This is a genomic window from Desulfovibrio aminophilus DSM 12254 (assembly GCF_000422565.1).
GTDB lineage: Bacteria > Desulfobacterota > Desulfovibrionia > Desulfovibrionales > Desulfovibrionaceae > Aminidesulfovibrio > Aminidesulfovibrio aminophilus.
This window is the reverse complement of the sequence record NZ_AUMA01000016.1, coordinates 55029-72573: the sequence shown is the minus strand read 5'-3', so window position 1 is coordinate 72573 and position 17545 is coordinate 55029. Positions and strand designations below refer to the sequence as shown.

13 protein-coding genes are annotated in these 17545 nt (G+C 66.9%); 6 read left to right on the top strand and 7 right to left on the bottom strand.

The genetic code is table 11. From position 1 onward, the window contains the following. Positions 1 to 79 precede the first annotated feature (79 nt). The 5 genes from H587_RS0110940 to H587_RS18300 all read left to right on the top strand — a co-directional run bounded on the left by H587_RS0110940 (position 80) and on the right by H587_RS18300 (position 6362). Entirely contained in the window at positions 80 to 1420 is a 1341-nt protein-coding gene (locus tag H587_RS0110940) for a hypothetical protein (protein WP_027176304.1), read from the top strand. 3 nt (positions 1421 to 1423) lie between these two features. Then, positions 1424 to 2860 (top strand): sensor histidine kinase, encoded by a 1437-nt coding sequence (locus H587_RS0110935; RefSeq protein WP_027176303.1) that lies wholly within the window; start codon positions 1424 to 1426, stop codon positions 2858 to 2860. A 51-nt stretch (positions 2861 to 2911) separates the two neighbouring features. Next, positions 2912 to 4285 (top strand): sigma-54-dependent transcriptional regulator, encoded by a 1374-nt coding sequence (locus H587_RS0110930; protein ID WP_027176302.1) that lies wholly within the window; start codon positions 2912 to 2914, stop codon positions 4283 to 4285. 14 nt (positions 4286 to 4299) lie between these two features. Beyond that, a complete protein-coding gene (locus tag H587_RS0110925; protein WP_027176301.1) occupies positions 4300 to 5127 on the top strand; it encodes a hypothetical protein in 828 nt (275 codons plus the stop codon). A gap of 140 nt (positions 5128 to 5267) precedes the next feature. Further along, positions 5268 to 6362, top strand: coding sequence for an amidohydrolase family protein (locus tag H587_RS18300; protein ID WP_051202693.1), 1095 nt, complete (start codon positions 5268 to 5270; stop codon positions 6360 to 6362). Positions 6363 to 6394: 32 nt separating this feature from the next. Here the strand turns inward: H587_RS18300 and H587_RS18295 are convergent, their stop codons facing one another. The 6 genes from H587_RS18295 to H587_RS18290 all read right to left on the bottom strand — a co-directional run bounded on the left by H587_RS18295 (position 6395) and on the right by H587_RS18290 (position 15935). After that, entirely contained in the window at positions 6395 to 7441 is a 1047-nt protein-coding gene (locus H587_RS18295) for a GNAT family N-acetyltransferase (protein WP_051202690.1), read from the bottom strand. A 42-nt stretch (positions 7442 to 7483) separates the two neighbouring features. Continuing rightward, positions 7484 to 8284, bottom strand: a complete 801-nt coding sequence (locus H587_RS0110910) for a ThiF family adenylyltransferase (RefSeq protein ID WP_027176300.1) — start codon at positions 8282 to 8284, stop codon at positions 7484 to 7486. Positions 8285 to 8291: 7 nt separating this feature from the next. Further along, complete coding sequence (locus H587_RS0110905) at positions 8292 to 9758, bottom strand: adenine nucleotide alpha hydrolase family protein (RefSeq protein WP_027176299.1); 1467 nt, start codon at positions 9756 to 9758, stop codon at positions 8292 to 8294. 339 nt (positions 9759 to 10097) lie between these two features. Beyond that, positions 10098 to 13505: an autotransporter outer membrane beta-barrel domain-containing protein gene (locus H587_RS0110900; RefSeq protein ID WP_034609246.1), complete on the bottom strand. Its 3408-nt coding sequence runs from the start codon at positions 13503 to 13505 to the stop codon at positions 10098 to 10100. 791 nt (positions 13506 to 14296) lie between these two features. Next, positions 14297 to 15352 carry a ribosome small subunit-dependent GTPase A gene (gene rsgA, locus H587_RS0110895; RefSeq protein ID WP_027176297.1) on the bottom strand — a complete coding sequence of 352 codons (1056 nt, stop codon included), beginning with the start codon at positions 15350 to 15352 and terminating at the stop codon, positions 14297 to 14299. Between the two features lie 55 nt (positions 15353 to 15407). Beyond that, entirely contained in the window at positions 15408 to 15935 is a 528-nt protein-coding gene (locus H587_RS18290) for a GNAT family N-acetyltransferase (RefSeq protein WP_342662371.1), read from the bottom strand. 509 nt (positions 15936 to 16444) lie between these two features. On the opposite strand from H587_RS18290, the gene H587_RS0110885 reads away from it, so the two are divergent. After that, the gene (locus tag H587_RS0110885) at positions 16445 to 16996 is read left to right on the top strand and encodes a cysteine hydrolase family protein (protein ID WP_027176296.1); all 552 of its coding nucleotides are present in this window, start codon (positions 16445 to 16447) and stop codon (positions 16994 to 16996) included. Here H587_RS0110885 and H587_RS18285 read toward each other — a convergent pair. Continuing rightward, on the bottom strand, positions 16959 to 17537 hold the full coding sequence (locus tag H587_RS18285; RefSeq protein WP_051202685.1) for a MerR family transcriptional regulator: 579 nt from the start codon (positions 17535 to 17537) through the stop codon (positions 16959 to 16961). The two genes, H587_RS0110885 and H587_RS18285, sit on opposite strands and share 38 nt — an antisense overlap. Positions 17538 to 17545: the final 8 nt, after the last annotated feature.

The window sequence follows — 17545 nt, the reverse complement described above, 5'->3', positions numbered from 1 at the left end:
GGGCTGCGCGCCTCTGGACCCGCGCCGGGGCCGCGCCCTGGACTCGACACAACGGGCCGAAGGCCCACAGGGGGTTGCCATGTCCGACGCGCTCGACTGGACCAATGCCTGGGAGGCGAAGCTGCCGCTGGGGCCTCATACGGGACGGGCCGGGGAGCTGGCCGCGCGTCTGGCCGGAGAGGTCAAGGCCGGGAAGCTGCCCTTCGTGAACATGCCCTATCGGGAGACCCTGAAGGGCGAGTTGGCGGCGGCCAAGGCCGAGCTCGGGCGGTTCGAGCACATGCTCCTGCTCGGCATCGGCGGCTCGGCCCTGGGCGCGCGCTTCCTGCAGAAGGCCTTCGCCCCCGGTCAGGACCAGCCCGGCCACGCCGGTCCCTGGCTCTGGATCGCGGACAACGTGGACGCCATTTCCCTGGAGGCCTGGCTGGCCAAGCTGCCGCCGGAGAAGACCCTGGTGCTGGCCGTGAGCAAATCCGGCGGCACCATCGAGACCACGGGCCAGTACTTCATCGTCACCCGCTGGCTGGAGGAGCGTCTGGGCGCGGCCTGGAAGAGGCACCTCTGGTTCGTCACGGACGCCAAGTCCGGGTTCTTCCGCCAGGAGGCCGACCGTCTGGGCTGCCGCAGCCTGCCCGTGCCCGAGAACCTCGGCGGGCGCTACTCCGTGCTTTCGGCCGTGGGCCTGGTCCCGGCGGAGTTCCTGGGCATCGACTCGGCCGAGCTGGTGGCCGGGGCCAAGGAGGTCCTGGACCCCCTGGCCGCGCCGGGCCTGGACGGGGCCGCCCTGGCCGCGCATCCGTCCTTCCGGCTGGCGGCCTGGGCCGCCGGGCTCATGGACGCGGGCTTCTGCGAGATGATCTTCTTCGGCTACGTGCCGCTCTGGGCCAGCCTGGGCGACTGGTTCGCCCAGCTCTGGGCCGAAAGCCTCGGCAAGCAGGGCAAGGGCAGCCAGCCCATCCCGGCCGTGGGCGTCACGGACCAGCACTCCGTGAACCAGATGTTCCTGGACGGCCCGCGCAACAAGGCCTGCCTCTTCCTGACCTGCGACGGCCTGCCTCCGGGCCCGCGTTTTCCGGCGTCCCTGCCGGAGAAGTTCGGCTACGTCGCGGACAAGACGTTCGGGGAGCTTCTGAGCGCCGAGGCCTTCGGCACCCGCATGGCCCTGACCAGGAGCGGGGTGCCCCTGGTGGAGATCGCCCTGGAGCGCGACACGCCCCGGGCCGCGGGCAAGGTCATGGGACTGCTCGGCGCGGCCACCATCCTCACCGGCCGGCTGCTGGACATCGATCCCCTGGACCAGCCCGCCGTGGAGCTGGGCAAACGTCTGGCCCAGGCGCGCATGGGCTGTCCCGGCCTGGACAGGGAAAAGGCCGACCTGGACGCCTGCATGCTGCAACTCCGCGACGCACAGGAGTTCTGAGGCTTGGAATCGCGACACGCCCCGGACTCGGCCCGGCCGCTCCAGTTCGTCAAGGTGCTTTCCTGGACCCTCCTGGTGCTCATCCTGGGCTCCAGTTTGGCGCTTGCGACCCTGCTCTCCAACTACGCCGAGCGCGTGCTCCTGGAGAAGCAGAAGCAGTTCGCCCAACTGCTCACCGAAAACCTGAGCCACCAGATATACACCCGCTTCACCCTGCCCACGGTCATCGGCTACGGGGCCATCGCCCTGTCCAACAAGGAGCAGTACGCCCGGCTGGACCAGGTGGTGCGCACCACCATCCACAGCCTGAACGTCCAGGATCTGCGGCTTTACGCCCTGGCCGACTACCAGGTGGTCTACTCCCTGAACCCGGACATCGTGGGCAAGAAAGGCCTGGCCGGGGAGGGCGTGAAGCGGGCCCGCGAAACCGGGCTCAACCACTTCGAGTTCACCATCGGCGTGTCCCGGCTGGTCGCCTTGTTCCTGCCCGAACTCAAGCCCGGGAGCATGGTCCTCAAGGGATATTCTCCCCTGCGCGCGGAGCGCAGCCTCTCGTCGGGCAGCGACGACAACCCGGTCATGGGCATCCTGGAGTTCACCCAGGACGTCACCGCCGACTATCTGGCCGTGCTCAACTTCGAGCGCCTGGTGGTCTTCTCCTCCCTGCTCACCTCCCTGGCCCTGTTCTGGGTCATCATGTCGGTCATCCGCCGGGCCGACCGCATGAACATGGAGCGCCTGGCCGAGAAGGAGCGCCTGGAGCGCGAACTGCTCCAGCAGGAGAAGCTCGCGGGCATGGGCCGCATGGTCGCCGGAGTGGCCCACGAGATCCGCAACCCCCTGGGCATCATCTGCTCCAGCGCCGAGCTGGTGCTCAAGAAGGCCCGGGCCGAGAGTCCCTCCTACCTGCGGATCCTGGAGGCCCTCTTCGACGAGGCCAGGCGTCTGTCGCGTACCGTGGGCGACTTCCTGGACTATGCCCGGCCCCGCCAGCCCCGCCGCGACGACGTGGATCTCTGCCGCGTCCTGGAGCAGGCCGCCGTGTTCCTGGAGCCCGAGTGCGAGAAGAAGAAGGTCGTCATTGATCGCGACTGTCCGCCCGCTCTCGTGGTCAAGGGTGACAAGGATCTGCTCTACCGCGCCTTCTACAACGTCGTGGCCAACGCCATGCAGGCCATGGAGCCCGGCGGCGGCACGATCCGCATCCGGGGCTCCGTCGACGGCGAGGCCGTGCGTGTGACCCTCACGGACACCGGCCCCGGCTTCCCGGCCGACAGCCTGGACAAGGTCAAGGATCCCTTCTTCACCACCAAGGACAGCGGCACGGGCCTGGGCCTGGCCATCGTGCAGAGCATCATCGAGTCCCACGGCGCCGCGCTCGCCCTGTCCAACGCTCCCGAGGGCGGGGCCAGGGTGGACATCACCTTCCCGCGCACGTAAGAAGGACGCACCCCGCCGGGCCCCCGGCTTTCTTCCCGAGGTGACACGAGCATGGCCGACCACATTCTGATCCTGGACGACGAACGCAACTACCTGCTCATCCTTCAGACCATCCTGGAGGACGAGGGCTACAAGGTCACGGCCCTGGACGACCCGGAAACCGCCCTGACCTACCTCGGTGAGTCCGAGGTGGACGTGGTGGTCACGGACATGAAGATGCCCAAGCTCACGGGCCGCGAGGTTCTGGAGCACGTCAAGAAAGGCTACCCGCACATCCCCGTGCTCATCATGACCGCCTTCGGCAGCATCGAATCCGCCGTGGAGGCCATGAAGCTCGGGGCCTTCGACTACATCACCAAGCCGTTCTCCAACGAGGAGCTGCTTCTCTCGCTCTCCAAGGCCGCGCAGTACGCCCGGGCCCAGCGCGAGAACCGGATGCTCCGCGAGCAGATCGCCGAACGCTTCGCCCTGGGCAACATCATCGCCCGCGCCAAGCCCATGCTCCAGATCCTGGAGATGGTCCAGCGCGCCGCGCCCACCAAGAGCACCGTGCTCATCACCGGCGAGTCCGGCACCGGCAAGGAGCTCATCGCCCGGGCCATCCATCAGTGCTCCCCGCGCAAGGACGGCCCCTTCGTGGCCGTGAACTGCATGGCCTTCGGCGCGGGTGTCCTGGAGTCCGAACTCTTCGGCCACGAGAAGGGCTCCTTCACCGGAGCCGTGTCCCGCCACCGGGGCCGCTTCGAAATGGCCGACAAGGGCACGCTCTTCCTGGACGAGATCGGGGAGCTCTCCCACGACCTCCAGGTCAAGCTCCTGCGCGTGCTCCAGGAGCGCACCTTCGAGCGCGTCGGCGGTTCCGAGTCCATCGAGGTGGACATCCGCGTGGTCGCCGCCACCAACAAGAACCTCCAGCAGGCCGTCAAGGACGGAACCTTCCGCGAGGATCTCTACTACCGTCTGAACGTGGTCAGCCTGCCCCTGCCGCCCCTGCGCGAGCGCCGCGAGGATATCCCCATCCTGGCCACCCACTTCCTGCACAAGTTCTCCAAGGAGGCGGGCCGGGAGTTCAAGGGCTTCAGTCCCTCGGCCATGGACTACCTCACGGCCTTCGAGTGGCCGGGCAACGTGCGCCAGCTGGAGAACGTCATGGAGCGCTGCGTGGTCCTGGCCCCGGGCGAGTACATCGACGCCGACGATCTGCCCCCGGAGATCAAGGACGAGGATTCCCAGTTCAAGAGCGCCGTGGACCTCCTGCCCATCAAGCTCGATCTGGCCCAGACCCTGGACAAGATCGAGGCCGCGGTCATCCGCCGGGCCCTGGTCCGCTGCGAGTTCGTCCAGTCCCATGCCGCCGACCTCCTCGGGCTGTCCAAGAGCAACCTCCAGTACAAGCTCAAGAAGTACAACCTGGCGGGCAAGTAGCCCGGGCTTCCGCCATGAGCCGACTGGTCCAGGTCCATCCGCCCGTCGACGCGCCCCCCGGCGCCTGGACCGAGCATCCCGGCCACCTGGACGCCCGCCCTCCGGCCCCGGACGGGCTTTACGCCCTGCGCGCCGAAACCGGCGACGAGCCTCGCGCCTGCGTCTCGCCCCTGCTCAGGGGCCTGAACATGCTGCGCGACGCCCGCCGCGACGGCCTGCCCCGGCTCTGGTCCGGCCAGCCCTGGACCCGTGAGTTCTACCTCCATTTCCACCGCCTCGTCCGGGATCTGCCCGCCCCGCGCCTGCTCGTGCTCTCCCCGCCGTTGCGCGTCGACTGTCTCGGCCTGGAGGAGTTCCTCATTCTTTACCGGCCCTTCGAGGCCGAACTGGCCCGCCGCCGCCCCGGTGTGCGCCTGCTGCTCGAAAACCGCTGCGCCGAGACCCCGGACGCGTCCCAGCCCCTGGTGGCCCGGGCCCCGGACCTCGTGGCCCTCGGCCGCCTCCTGGACCGCAACGGCCTGGGCCTCCGGCTGGTTCTCAATCTGCCCCGGCTCTTCCTGGCCGCCCTGGGCCATGAACAGCCCACGGCCCGAGCCACGGAGGAGATACTGACCCCCCTGCGCCACTGCGCCCCGTTCGTCGCGGCCCTGCGTCCCTTCCCGGACCCCGAGGCGTTTTTCGGCTCCCGGGCCCTGGCCCACGCCGCCCTGGTGCGGTTGCGCGAAATCCTGGACGACGGCCGCCGCCGCTTCCTCCTGCCGCCCGACGATCCGGACGGCTTCCCCGGGCTGGCCGCCCTGCGCCGCGCGGGCTTCGTCCCGGCCCTGGGCGACGAGGACTGAAAATCGGGGGGCTTCGCCCTGTTTCAGAACGGTGCGGGAGTTTTTTTGCCTTTCCATGAACCGGCGAAGCCGGGGGGGCTTCGCCCCATTTCAGAAAGGCGCGGAAACCGGATGCTTTTCAACGAAAAGAGGAGGGCCGCATGAAGCGTCGTGATTTCCTCAAGGCGTCCCTGGCCGCCGCCGGTCTGGCGTCCCTGCCCGTCCGCCTGCTGGCCGCAGGGTCGGCCAACCAGCCCGAGGCCGCCGAGCCGCCCGTGTTTTCCGGCCACAGCTATGTGGACTGCCATCTGCACTACCTGGACTTTCTCCAGGTCACGGACGGACTGGAGCGGCTGGTGGCGGCCATGAACGCGGCCAACGTGGAGCGGGCCGTGCTGTTCGGGATGCCCATGATCAAGCAATGGGACCCGTCCGCGCCCAAGAAGCCCAAGTACTACCTGTCCAACGACTCGCGCTGCTACTACTATTCCGGCACGGACTTCCTGTTGCTCAAGCACCTTTCCCAGGCCCCGGCGCACATCCGCTCGCGCTTCCTGCCCTTCATCTGCGGCGTCAACGCCAACGACATGAACGCGGCCGATCTCCTGCGGCGGCTTCTGGGCGAATATCCCGGCCTCATCGCGGGCATCGGCGAGATCATGTGCCGCCACGACGACCTCACGGCCCAGACCTACGGCGAGCCGCCCCGGCCGGACCATCCCGCCCTGCTGCCCGTCTACGACCTGGCCGCCGAAATGCGCATGCCCGTCATCATTCATCACAACATCTCCGGCGTGCAGATGGACGAGCCCCTCTACCTCGGGGAGATGGAGAACGCCCTGCGCCACAACCGCAAGACGAACATCGTCTGGGCGCACGTGGGCGTCTCGCGCCGGGTGGAGCTCTCCAACCTGCCGGAGATCGCCGAGGGCGCGCTTCAGCGCCACTCCAACCTTTATTTCGATCTTTCCTGGCTGGTGTTCGAGAACTACATCGCCAAGGATGAGGCGTCCTTCGCGACCTGGGCGGAGCTGATCGCGCGCCGGCCCGGCCGCTTCATGGTCGGCACGGACGTGGTGGGGCATTGGGACAAGTATCCCGCCAACATCCTCAAGTACAACGCCTTGCTGGATCGCCTGCCCCCGAAGACGGCCCGCATGATCGCGCGCGACAACATTCTCGGCCTGATCGGAAAACGCGCTGCGGCACAGCTGTCCGGCTCGGCCGGGGAGGCCGTTTCCGCGCGCGCCGTCTGATGGCGGCAAGGGGAACGCCCGTGCGGTTCAGATCATGAACGTCGGCCCTTCCAGGCGCGTTTGAAGTCTTCCCGAACCATGACGCGGACCGCGTCGGCTTTTGGGCCGCAGACCTGAATGGCCTCCCAGTCCGGCTCCCGGCCGACCTTCTGCATGGCCAGGCCGTCCGCCCCAAACCAGTAAGGCAGCAGGCCGGAGAAGAAATATCCCCTGTCCCGCAAAGCCTCCACGGCCTGGGGCGCGGCGGCGTCGCCGAGGTTCAGGAACACCTGGACCAAGCCCCGCTCCCCGGCGGCGGCTTCGGAGGCGATGACAAGCTCGCCAAGATCCTTGCCGCAGCGTTGCACGGTCTGGCGCACCAGCCCGATCTCCGGGAGGACGAACCGGCTCGCGACCACCGTATCGCCCGCCGGAGACGCCCCGGGCAGGATGGTGCGGGGCAGGTTCATCTCCGCGTAGGCCGCCTGGCAGAAGGACCGGTAGGCCTCGGGCAGGTGCACGGCGCAGGCGGATTTGTCGAAGACCTTGAACATCAGCAACAGCGAAATGTTGCGGGCCGGGCCGTCCGCCTTGGCGGAGGCCAGGGACGGCATGCACTCCACCTCAAGCCCGGTGAAGGTCATGCCCTTCACCTCGCTCAAGTGTTGCGAGGCCACGTTGTTGGTGAGCGCCTCGCAGATCATGACGGGCAGGCCAAGGCGCACCGGAAGGTTGTCGAGCGCTTCCACGCTCAGGGCCGTGGCCACGTTGCGCTTCCGGTAGCTTTTCAGGACGATGAGCTGCCCGGCCTCGTAGACCTCGGGATTGGGTGCGGGGCGGAACAGCCCGAAAAGTCCCACCACTTCCCCCTTGGGGGTCCTGGCCACCACGGTGTGCAGGTCGCCCGAGGCGTTGCGGCGGGCGATCTCCGCCGGGTCGTAGACATATTCAAGCGGAAAGGCGTCGCCATAGGCCTCATGGTAGGCCAGGGCGACGCCCAGGGCGTCCTCGGGACGAAAAGGCTCGATGCCGACATCCTGGCCGGGCTCGATCTCCCGGCGCGACTCCTCAAGCGTGCGGATCAGTTCCTTGCGGTCCATTTTCGGCTCCAGAGGGGAAGATCACGCCAGGGAGGCGGGCCGTCATTCCCCAAGGCTCACGTCGCCCACGATCAGTCTCTGGCTGAGGAAATCCACCATGGTGAACCGCGGGGCGTAGATCGGTTCGCGGTCCACCAGACCGGTGCCCCGCAACAGGCAGACGAGGACTTCGCAAGCCAGCAGCGCGTTCGCCGCCAAGCATCCGATGGCCGTGGTGGGCGCTTTGCCGGAGGCCAAGCCCCGGGCGATGCGCTCCATCACCGGACGGTTGAAGAAATCTTCGAGCAGTGACGGCATCAGGCCGCCGCCGTTGGATTTCTCCTTCGCCAGTCGCCAGAACTCCTCCGGCATCATGCCGCCGGGCTCGTGGCCCACCAGCACGGAGCCGAAACCGACGGCCCCGCAAGTGAACATGGGAAGGCCGTGCTTTTGGATCAGGCCCGGAGCCTTGGCCTTGACCTCGGCCCCCTTTTCCGCGTCGATCACCCCCACATGCAGGTCCGCTCCGGCCAGGAACCGTTCGAGGTTGTCCTCGTCGACCCCTTCCGGGAAGAGTTCCAGGTCCACATCGGGATTGATGGACCGGGCCAGCTCCGCATAGACTTCGAGCTTGCGCCGTTCCATGGTGTGGCCGAAGGCCGCGGCCTGCCGGTTCATGTCCGGGGGGTCGAAGACGCCGTTTTCCGCCAGGCGGAACCGCGTCACCCCGCAGCGGACCAGGGCCAGAAACGCGCCGCCGCCCACGCCGCCCAGGCCGGCGAAGGCGACGAGCTTGCTCCTGATGACCGCGAAGCCCGCCTCGGTGAAGATGGGCAGCGCCCGGTTCAGGAAGTCATCATTCATGATCCCCTCAGAATCCTTCGGAGCAGTTGCACAGGGAATAGACGGCTTCTCCATGGGGCTTGCGGTCACTCTCGCCCATTTTCAGGTCTTCGAGCAGCTCGGCCATGACCTCCGGCTCGTGGTGATAGCCCAACTCCGCCACCTCCTTCAGTCCCTGCTCGCGGGAAAGCAGCCCGAAGAAGACCCCGGCGCTCACCTCCACGATGGATTGCGGGAAGTAGGTGGAGCGCATGTTGCGGAAGCGCATGTACTGGCAGTAGTCCTTGACCTTCTCGATGCGGCAGCTGGTGTGCAGCAGTCCCCTCTGCCCCGGCGGCATTCTCCAGTCCATCTCCTTGTGCATGAGCTCCGCCACCTCCGACCACGTGCCGTACAGCTCATTCGTCCTGAGGCGTCGTAGCTGCGGCAGGAACGCGGATTCGTCCAGTCTGGCCCTTCGCAGCATGCGGTCGAACGGCGCATAGATCGGATCGAGGACGCTCCGGATGGACCGCTGGTAGTTGATGAAATCCGCTGTCATGGAAAAGGGATCGGCCGGTTCGGGAGCGTCGGCCACCATCTCCAGGAACTGGAGGGTCTGCTCGCGGATGGACGGCGGCGCGGGCTTGGACTGTCCCTTGCCCGGCCGCAGGTTGCGCAGCACATAGCTCATGACCGCCAGCTGCACTTCCTCAACCCCCTGCATGACTATCGGAATCCGCTCCTCCGTGGCCAGGGGGAAGAACAACACATGGGCCACCACCGGGCAGAGGCACGGCACGCCCACGTTGCCGAACTGGGCGCGCATGGCGGCGCGGATGTCGTTCCAGGGCAGGGTCCGCTCCACCAGCTCGACCTGTGGCAGCAGTTCAAGAGCGCGGCGAAGATTTCTCCGGCAGGTCTCGTTGGTGTACGGCATGTTCCAGGATGCGGCGAGAACGCGGAGCCCAAGCTTTTTGGCCAGATACCATAAAAGATAGGTGGAGTCCTTGCCGCCGGTGCACAGGACCATGACGTCGAACCGGGACTCCTTGTTGGCGGCGGCGATGGACAGGAGTTCGGCGTCATCCACCTGGTTGCGCGGTCCGGCGGACCCGCCATCCCGTTCGGCCAGCTCGTAGCACTGGCAGAAGGCGCACACACCGCGTTCATCGAACTCCAGCCCGGGCAACAGGTGGTCGTCGGCCACGCACCGGACGCAGGCCCGCTTGTGCTCGGCCGTGGACGGTTTGCGCTGCTCCGGCCGGTCCACCACGATCCGCTGCTCCACCAAGTGCAGGAAGTCCTCGCTTTCGCGTACGGCCTGCGGCAGCCTGTCCAGGCTGGTCGAGCCGTCGGGCCGGTTCAGCGCCTCGGCGAGAAAGCTGGGAATGGACACCACGGACTCATGCTGGCGCGGCGGATTGCGCAGCCCGTAATACACAAGGGCCTTCCCTTCTTTTCCATCCCGTAGCGCCCAACGGTACTGGAGCACCGGATGTTCAGGCATTTTCATGAGAACCTCCATGTCGCGTATTCAGCTCTGTGCTCTCATGACCCATGCATGGCCGGGCATGGTGCACGCCATCACACCCGGCCATGAATCTCCGGCGCCGAGGGCGCGTCTCGCGGGACGGGGCCGGGCCGGTAGGATATACTCCCTTGATCAGGCTATCAGAACGCATTTTCGCGGGCAACATTCCGCGTCGGCAGGCCTTGTGGCGGCCGGTCCACGTTCCGGCACGGAAGCTCGAGGCCTTGCTTCCGCCTCGCATCGGCAGGCCGCCCCGCGAACCCGCCTGGAATCCTCTGGGGCTTTGCCCCCAAGCCCCGGTCAAGGGGAGAAATGGAACACCTAGAAATTCCAGTTGAAGGACAGGCCGCCCTCGACGCTGGAAAAACCTGCCCGGAACAGCTCGGTCCCGACAAAGGCGCCGCACCTCAGGCCGTCCGTCAGCAGCAGGGAAGCGTGCGCGCTGAGTCCCAAGCTGTCTCTGGCCGGCGCAGGAGCGTGTGACGAGAACTTCGGGCCGTCGGCGTCGGCAAAGCTGCCGCGCGTGGTTATGGCGTCGCCCAAGAGATCACGCAGCCACATTGCGCGCAACCCGGCCTGGATGAGCTGGCCCTGATCAAGGCCGAGTTCCGTTTGCAGCTGCCCGCCAAGGGCCGAGTGCAGGCTGTGTTGCCCGGCGGAGTCCAGGGCGAGGTCGGCCCCGCCGCCGCCGGTCTCCCTCACGGCCGGGCGCCAGTTGAAGGCGTAATCCAGGTCGGCAACCGGCCCGAAGGACACCGGCCCCACACGCCAATTGTAGCCCGCGCCCACATCCGCCCCACTGGCCAAGCCTATCCACTCTCCCTGGCTGGTACGCTGGTAGCCGTTGAAGTCGACTTTGCGCCGGGAGGTGTTGTTCTCGATGCCGACCCGCGCCAGGCCGTGCGCGTACCCGCCTTCCGAAGGGTTCGGCTGCACCTGGGCCTGCACGCCGAAATGCATGCCGTCGGTATTCATTTGCCCGCCAGCCTGGGTGTTTACATCCACCTGGCGATGCGTGAGCGCCACATGAAAGCCCGCGCTGAGGCCATCTTCATATTCGCGCTCAACGACGCTGAAGACGCCGGCGTCTGAGGAGCTGTAGCCCGGAGCCTCGCCCAGGGTGCGTTGCTGCTGCAACCCGCCGTAGGGCACCGCATAGGCGGACCAGACCTCGGGGCTGTCGCCGCCGTTCTTGCCGCGCGCCAGGGAGCTCGGCGCCCGCTGCATGGCCCGCAACAATGCGCTGGAGAGCATCCGGCTGGAGTTGAGAGCGGCCTGGGCCGAGCTGTTGTAGGCCGCCGGAGAGAGCTCGACCATGGCGGTGGCGATGGTGCCGCCGCCCGCTGAGGAAAAGTCCAGCACGCTGAACAGCTGCTGCATGTCGCTCTGGGCAGAGCCTGCAATTGCATCCAGGGCGCGGCCCAAGTCGGCGGCGTCGCTGCTTGTGGCATACTGGCTGTATGCGTTGGCGCTGCGCGTGGTGGTCACGGTGTACACCGGCCCGGCGGACATCGTCATGCCAAGGGTGGGCGAGTTTGGGGCCACGAAGCTGTCGATGATGCTGGGCAGGGTGCTGCCCCCGCCTCCGCTGAACATGCTCGGAAAGGGTATGGCCATGGTGCCGGAGTAGTACCCGGGCTCGGGCGCCACCGTCACCTTTGCGCCTGCGCCGGTGTTGTGGTTGAACACGCCGCTGACGTTCAGCTTGTCCGTTTGCCCTCTGGCGTCGAACTCCATGAGCAGGGTGCCGGTGTTGGTGAAGTTGCCGGTGATGTTGACCGTGCCGATGCTGTTGCCCGGCGCGACGGTTCCGGCGTTGGTGAACGCGCCGTCGCCCGGGGCGGCCTGCCCGGCAGGGGTGCCGTCGGCATAGAGCTGGTAGGTGGCGTTGCCCTTGAGGGTGGCCCCGGCCTGCACGGTGGCGGCCAGGCCGCTGTACGTGCCGTTGTAGGAGAATGTGCCGCCGGCGACGTTCATTTTGAAGCTTGCCGGGCCGGTGATGTCGCCGTCGTAGCGCATGTTGAAGGCGCTGTCCGGCGTTCCGGCCGTATCGCTCACGCCAACGTTCAGGGCCGTTGTGTTGCTTGACGACACACCCATGTCCCAGGGGTTCCACCCGTTCACAATGTCGCCCGTGACGGCTGCTCCTCGCATGATGTTGATGGCCTTGACGTAGGCATAGGAGCCTATCCGTATCGCCGCGGAGGAGCCCGTAAGGCTTCCTGCGATATTGAAGGAGTCCACCAGCGGCCCGTTCAGGTCGGAGTTCATCTTGCTTAAGAAGTAGCGGTAGTCGGCGTTGACTCCATATGCGCCTGGCGGGATGTAATAATAGGACAAGTACCATGAGCCGGTGTCGAAGACCGCGCCGACGCCCTCAGGGCCGGTGGCCTCGACGACGCCATTGAGGTTGATGACGTTGCCCTTGCCGTAGGAGACGAGCAGGCCCGTACCGTAATTTCCGTTTGCGGACACGGTGATCCCGTTGGGGATGGTCAGGGTGTTGCCCACCCCGTCGATGCGGATGCCGCCCGCCGCGTTCCCGCTGGCGTAGATGTTCGCCGCCTGGGTGACGTTGAGCTTGTCGCGGTAGACGTGCAGGCCCGTGCCGAAGGAGGCCGCGCTGTTGAAGCCGGCGGTATTGACCACGGTGTCCGCGGTCTCGGCCAAATACGCTCCCACCTTGCCGGGCGCCATGGCGGGGTCGGTGGTCAGAAAGCCGCCCAGATTGCTTGGGTAGTAGCTTTTGCCGAAGAATTGCTTCAGGTCGACGGAATAGCCCATGTCCTTGAGCGCAGCCAGCTCCAACTCGGGAAAGAGCACGAATGCAACGGGCGAGCAAGACATGAGCGACCCCAGCAGGGCCGAGTGCCCCAGCACATTGCCGTCATCGATCCGGTAGTCTGCCCCGATGCCGCCGGCGAGGGGCAACCCCTTGCCGTTGCTGAGCGCGTCCACGGCCGGGCCATGGAAGGTGGGAAAGAAGCTCACCTGCCCCGGATGCGAGGGCATGGGGTGCGTGGGGTCGGCGCTGAAGTCCGGCAGCACGAAACTGCCGTTGGAGCGGTTGGTGGGTTCTGCGGGGTCGAAGACGATGCTGCCCTGCTCGCCCTTGACGCCATTGACGTCGTACAGGTGCGAGTCCCACGCCGATGACGCGTCGAACGTCCAGGTCGTCTGGTTCCACGGGAGGCCGTCGTTCTGGCGCAAGAGCACGCCGTGCATGCCGAGGGCGTGCATCAGTTCGTGAGCCATGCTGGTGGAGCAAAGGTGGCCGTCGAGTCCCAGCCTCGTGGGCGTCGCCGGGTAGTCGATGGCGTAGACGACCTCGGTATGATAGCCGAGGGAGGGGTTCGGGGCATGGTACTGGCCGTTTACGAGGTAGTCGTACAGGTCGGGATTTTCGCGGCCTGTGTAGTACGTGTAGTTGTAGGCCGTGCCGCTCGGGTCGGCGACCTTCGCCAGGTTGATGATGATGCCGGGGGAGGCGCTGCCGCCAACCCGTTCAACCCAGACATTGACGCCCGCCATGATGGCTTCCAGCTCCGCCGCGCTGAAGTCTCCGGTGACGATGGTCGGCGGATACGGCGGCGGGACTTCCTGATACGACTCGCCCGCTGAACGCACGTTCAAGATGAAGGGACCAACGGCATATTGGGTGGCGGCGAAGGCGGACTGTGCGGCAAGGCAGAGCGCACACGCTAACAGCAGGGAAACTCTGAATTTCATCCAGTCTCTCTACATGCCATGGCTGTAATGCTCTGCTCGTGCCCGCCGCGAAGCGCTTGAGGGACCTCTCGACCTTGGACTGAAAATGCGCACAGCGGCACGATGATGCGTATGCGGAGCAACCGCCCAAAAGGGGGGGATCCCATTCAGCCCTTGAGTGCCAAGAATCAACAGAATTTCGGAGAGATCCTCTATCAAGTTCGGATTGGAGAGGGAAGGCGTGCGTACTCGCTTTTTATGCCCTGCAAATTATCGGTTTTGCGTGTCGCACTGATGAATATGCTTCCGCTGGATAACGTCTGCCCCACAACCGCACTCCGCACGTCATCCTGTTCCCTGGGGTAGCCTTTGCTCCGCATAGGACACAGTAAGGCGCATGGATGGGGGTGTCGTATCCATGAGATGAGCCTATGGTTTTGATTTTCCATGCTGCCAGGAAATTGCTGGCGAAGTTTGCTTTGCCTTTGGGGAAGGCAATTCTTCTGTGCACCCCCGGCGCGGTCGGCATCGCCATCAGCTCCGGCGGCAACGTGAAGGTCTCCGGCGGTTCCGACACGGGTGAACAGACCAGACTGACCACCGACGGCGCGCTCGGCGTGGAGCCCGGCGGAACCACCACAATGAGGGACACCGCCACCGACGCCGCGGGCGGAACCAGCGGCGTGCCCCAGTCAATAGACTGTCTTCCGGGCACCAGGGGGATTGCCCCCTGCCCCCCCCGCCAGGGGCCCTGGCCCCTGGCCCCCTGGCAAAAAACCGGGCCGTCCAGAGGACGGCCCGGTGCGGGTGGGTCAGCGTTTCAGTTGTTTCTTGAATGAGTGCATGAACTTGCCGAAGGTTTTTTCCTTGCGCCGCCTGCCCAGGGTGGACAGAGCCGCGAATTCGGATTCCTTTCTGAGCTTGAGATAGCCGGCGTAGCGGTCCTCGGCCAGTTCGCCCGCGTGGATCGCGGCCCTGACCGCGCAGCCCGGCTCGTGCTCGTGGGTGCAGTCCGCGTAGCGGCATTGCGCCGCCAGGGCGGCGATTTCCCCGAAGCCCGCGTCGATCCCCTCGACCGCGTCCGTCATGCCGAGTTCCCGCATGCCGGGCGTATCCACCAGCATCGCGCCCTGGCCGAGAACGACGAGCTGCCGCCGCGTCGTCGTGTGGACGCCTTCCCCGGTGCCGCTGACGGACTTCGTTTCAAAGGCCTCCCGGCCCAGGAGGCGGTTGGTGAGGGTCGTCTTGCCCACCCCGGACGAGCCGAGGAGACAGCAGGTCCTGCCCGGAGCGAGGGTCTGGCGCAGGGCGTCGAAACCCATTCCGGTGACGTTGCTGAGCGCGATCACCTTGGCCCGGGTGAGGGCCTGGGCGGTGGCGAGGATGTGCTCCAACTCCTCCGGGGCGGCCAAGTCCGCCTTGGTGAGGACGATCACCGGCTCCACGCCGCCGTCCGCCGCCATGACCAGATATCGCTCCAGCCGCGCGAGGTTGAAGTCCACCCGGCAGGACTGGATGATGAAGGCTGTGTCGATGTTGGCCGCGATCATCTGGACCCCGCCGATCGTTCCGGGCGAGCGGCGGCGCAGGAAGGTCCGGCGCGGAAACACCCGCTGGATGATCGCGGCGGTCCCGTCGTTGTAGAGGCGCGCCGTCACCCAGTCGCCCACGCAGGGCAGCTCGGCGGGGCTCTTCGTATCGTAGGCGAGCCGTCCCGACAGTTCGGCCGGGATTTCCCGGGACGCGTTCCTGACGAGGCAGGAGCCCCGGTCCACGGCTGTGACGCGGGCGAAGCCGCAGCCCTCCATGCCGCATTCGGCGGCATGGGCCTCGAACCATTGGTCGAAACCGAAGTCGTGCAATTGCATGGCCGTTATCCTTGAGGGACGTCCCGCCGCGGCGGGAGCCCCGGTGTTTGTGTCGCTAGGGCCGGTGGGCGCTACGCGCCTTCGGCGAAGGCCTCGTGGGCGATGATCGCGCCCCGGGGAACCGCGTCGTTGAAGCACGCCGCCAGGACGTATTGCTCCGGCACGCCCGGGTAGAGCAGGCCGGGCATGTGCTCGAAGCCGAAGCGGGCGTAGAACGCGGGCCCCCCACCAGCACGACGCCGTCGGCCCTCACCTCGCGCATGCGCCGGAGCGCCGCGCGGACCAGGGCCGAGCCGATGCCCTGCCCCTGGAAGTGCGGCGACACGCCCACGGGACCGAGCAGGAACCAGCCCTCGCGGGCCGCGCCCACCACGGCGGGCGAGAGGGCGACGTGCCCCACGGCCTCGTCCCCGGCCTCGGCCAGCAGGGAGAGGGTCAGGCGGCCGGACGCCCGCAGGCGTTCGACGATGCGGTGTTCCGTGGGCTCGGCCCCGGGCGCGTGGACCGGGTGGTTCTTGAAGGCGTCGTATTGGATGCGCGAGATGCGCGAAACGTCGTCAGGCCGTTCGTCTCGAATGAACATTGCGACACTCCTTGTGCGCGGGGATGCCGCGTGACGGCGCGGGGCCGGACGCGGCGCGGTTCGCCTGCGGAAACGACAAGGAATGGTTGCCGGACGAAAGCGGAGAAAGACCGGCCGGGGATGCCGAACCGGAGCGGACGGAGCGGATCGCTCCGAGGCGGAAAGGGCCTTCCCGGGAGGGGAGGCTCGGGCTTCGGACGCGTCTACCGGCCGCGGCTTTCGCCGACAACCGATGCGACACGATCCATGCTGATGCTGCTCAAAAAGACCTCTTTGTTGAAAACCGTCGCGTGAGGGGGTGATACGCAACGGGCTTTGCGGCGTCAAGAACGCCGACAGGCCCGGTTCCGTCTTTTCAAGGCCGCCGATTCATGCCAAGTTCCCCCCGCGTCGTCCCTTCTTTCTCTTTTGATGAAGGTCTTTGGAGGAGGGGGCCCGGGGGAACCCCCTTTCGCGAAAGGGGGTTCCCCCGGAACGCGTGACCATCATTCCCGAACAGGAGTGTTCCCATGAAAGCCTTGGTGATCGTCGACATCCAGGCCGACTACTTCCCGGGCGGCCGCATGGAGCTGGTGGGTTCGCCCGAGGCCGCGGCCCAGGCCGCGCGCCTGCTGTTCGCCTTCCGGGACAAGGGCTGGCCCGTGTTCCACGTGCGGCATGAGTCCACGCGTCCGGGCTCGACCTTCTTTCTGCCCGGCACGCCGGGGGCGGAGTTCCATCCCCTGGTGCAGCCGCGCCCTGGCGAGGCCGTGGTGCTCAAACGCTTTCCCAACAGCTTCCGAGACACGCCGCTGCTGGACCTCCTGCGCGAGGCCGGGGTCCGGGAGTTGGTGGTCTGCGGCATGATGACCCACATGTGCGTGGACGCCACGGTGCGCGCGGCCTTCGACCTGGGCTTCGGCTGCGTGGTTCCGGTGGACGCCTGCGCCACGAGGGCGCTCTCGTTCCAGGGCGCGGCCATTCCGGCGGCCCAGGTCCACGGCGCGTTTCTGGCCGCCCTGGGCGCGGTCTACTGCCGCCTGGTCACGACCTCGGAGTGCCTGGAGCTTCTGGAGTCGTAGGGAGAGTTTCTTCCCGCGCGGAGGAGAAGGCGCGGATGGCCGCGATCTCCTCCGCCGGGATGCGCAGAAATTCCAGGAAGCGTTGGTGCCCCGCCGGGTCGGAGCGCTCGAAGGCCGTGTGCCAGCGCGTCATGTCGTCCTCGCTGAAGCCCGAGGCGCGCAGGAGTTCCGTCCAGCGTTTTTTGTCCAGGGGAATCCCGGCGGGCGGCAGCTCGTCCGCGCGGCCCAGGAGCTTGAGCGCGAAGGCGCGCTGGCGCTTGAGTTCGTCGATCTCGGCGTCCAGGTCCTCGACCCGCCTGCCCAGGATGGAGGCCAGGCTGTTTTCGCCTCCGTTCAGAAGGTCGCGGATGGCGGCCAGGGGCAGGCCGGCCCGGCGGTAGCGGCGGATGGCCGCCAGCCGTTCGTCGTCGGCCGCGTCGTAGACCCGGTAGTCGCCCCCGCCGCGGGCCGAGGCCCGCAGCAGGCCGATGGCGTCGTAGTGCGGCAGGGTGCTGCGCGAGAGGCCGTGCCGTTTGGCCAGCCTGCCGATGGTCCAGCCCATGATGCGTC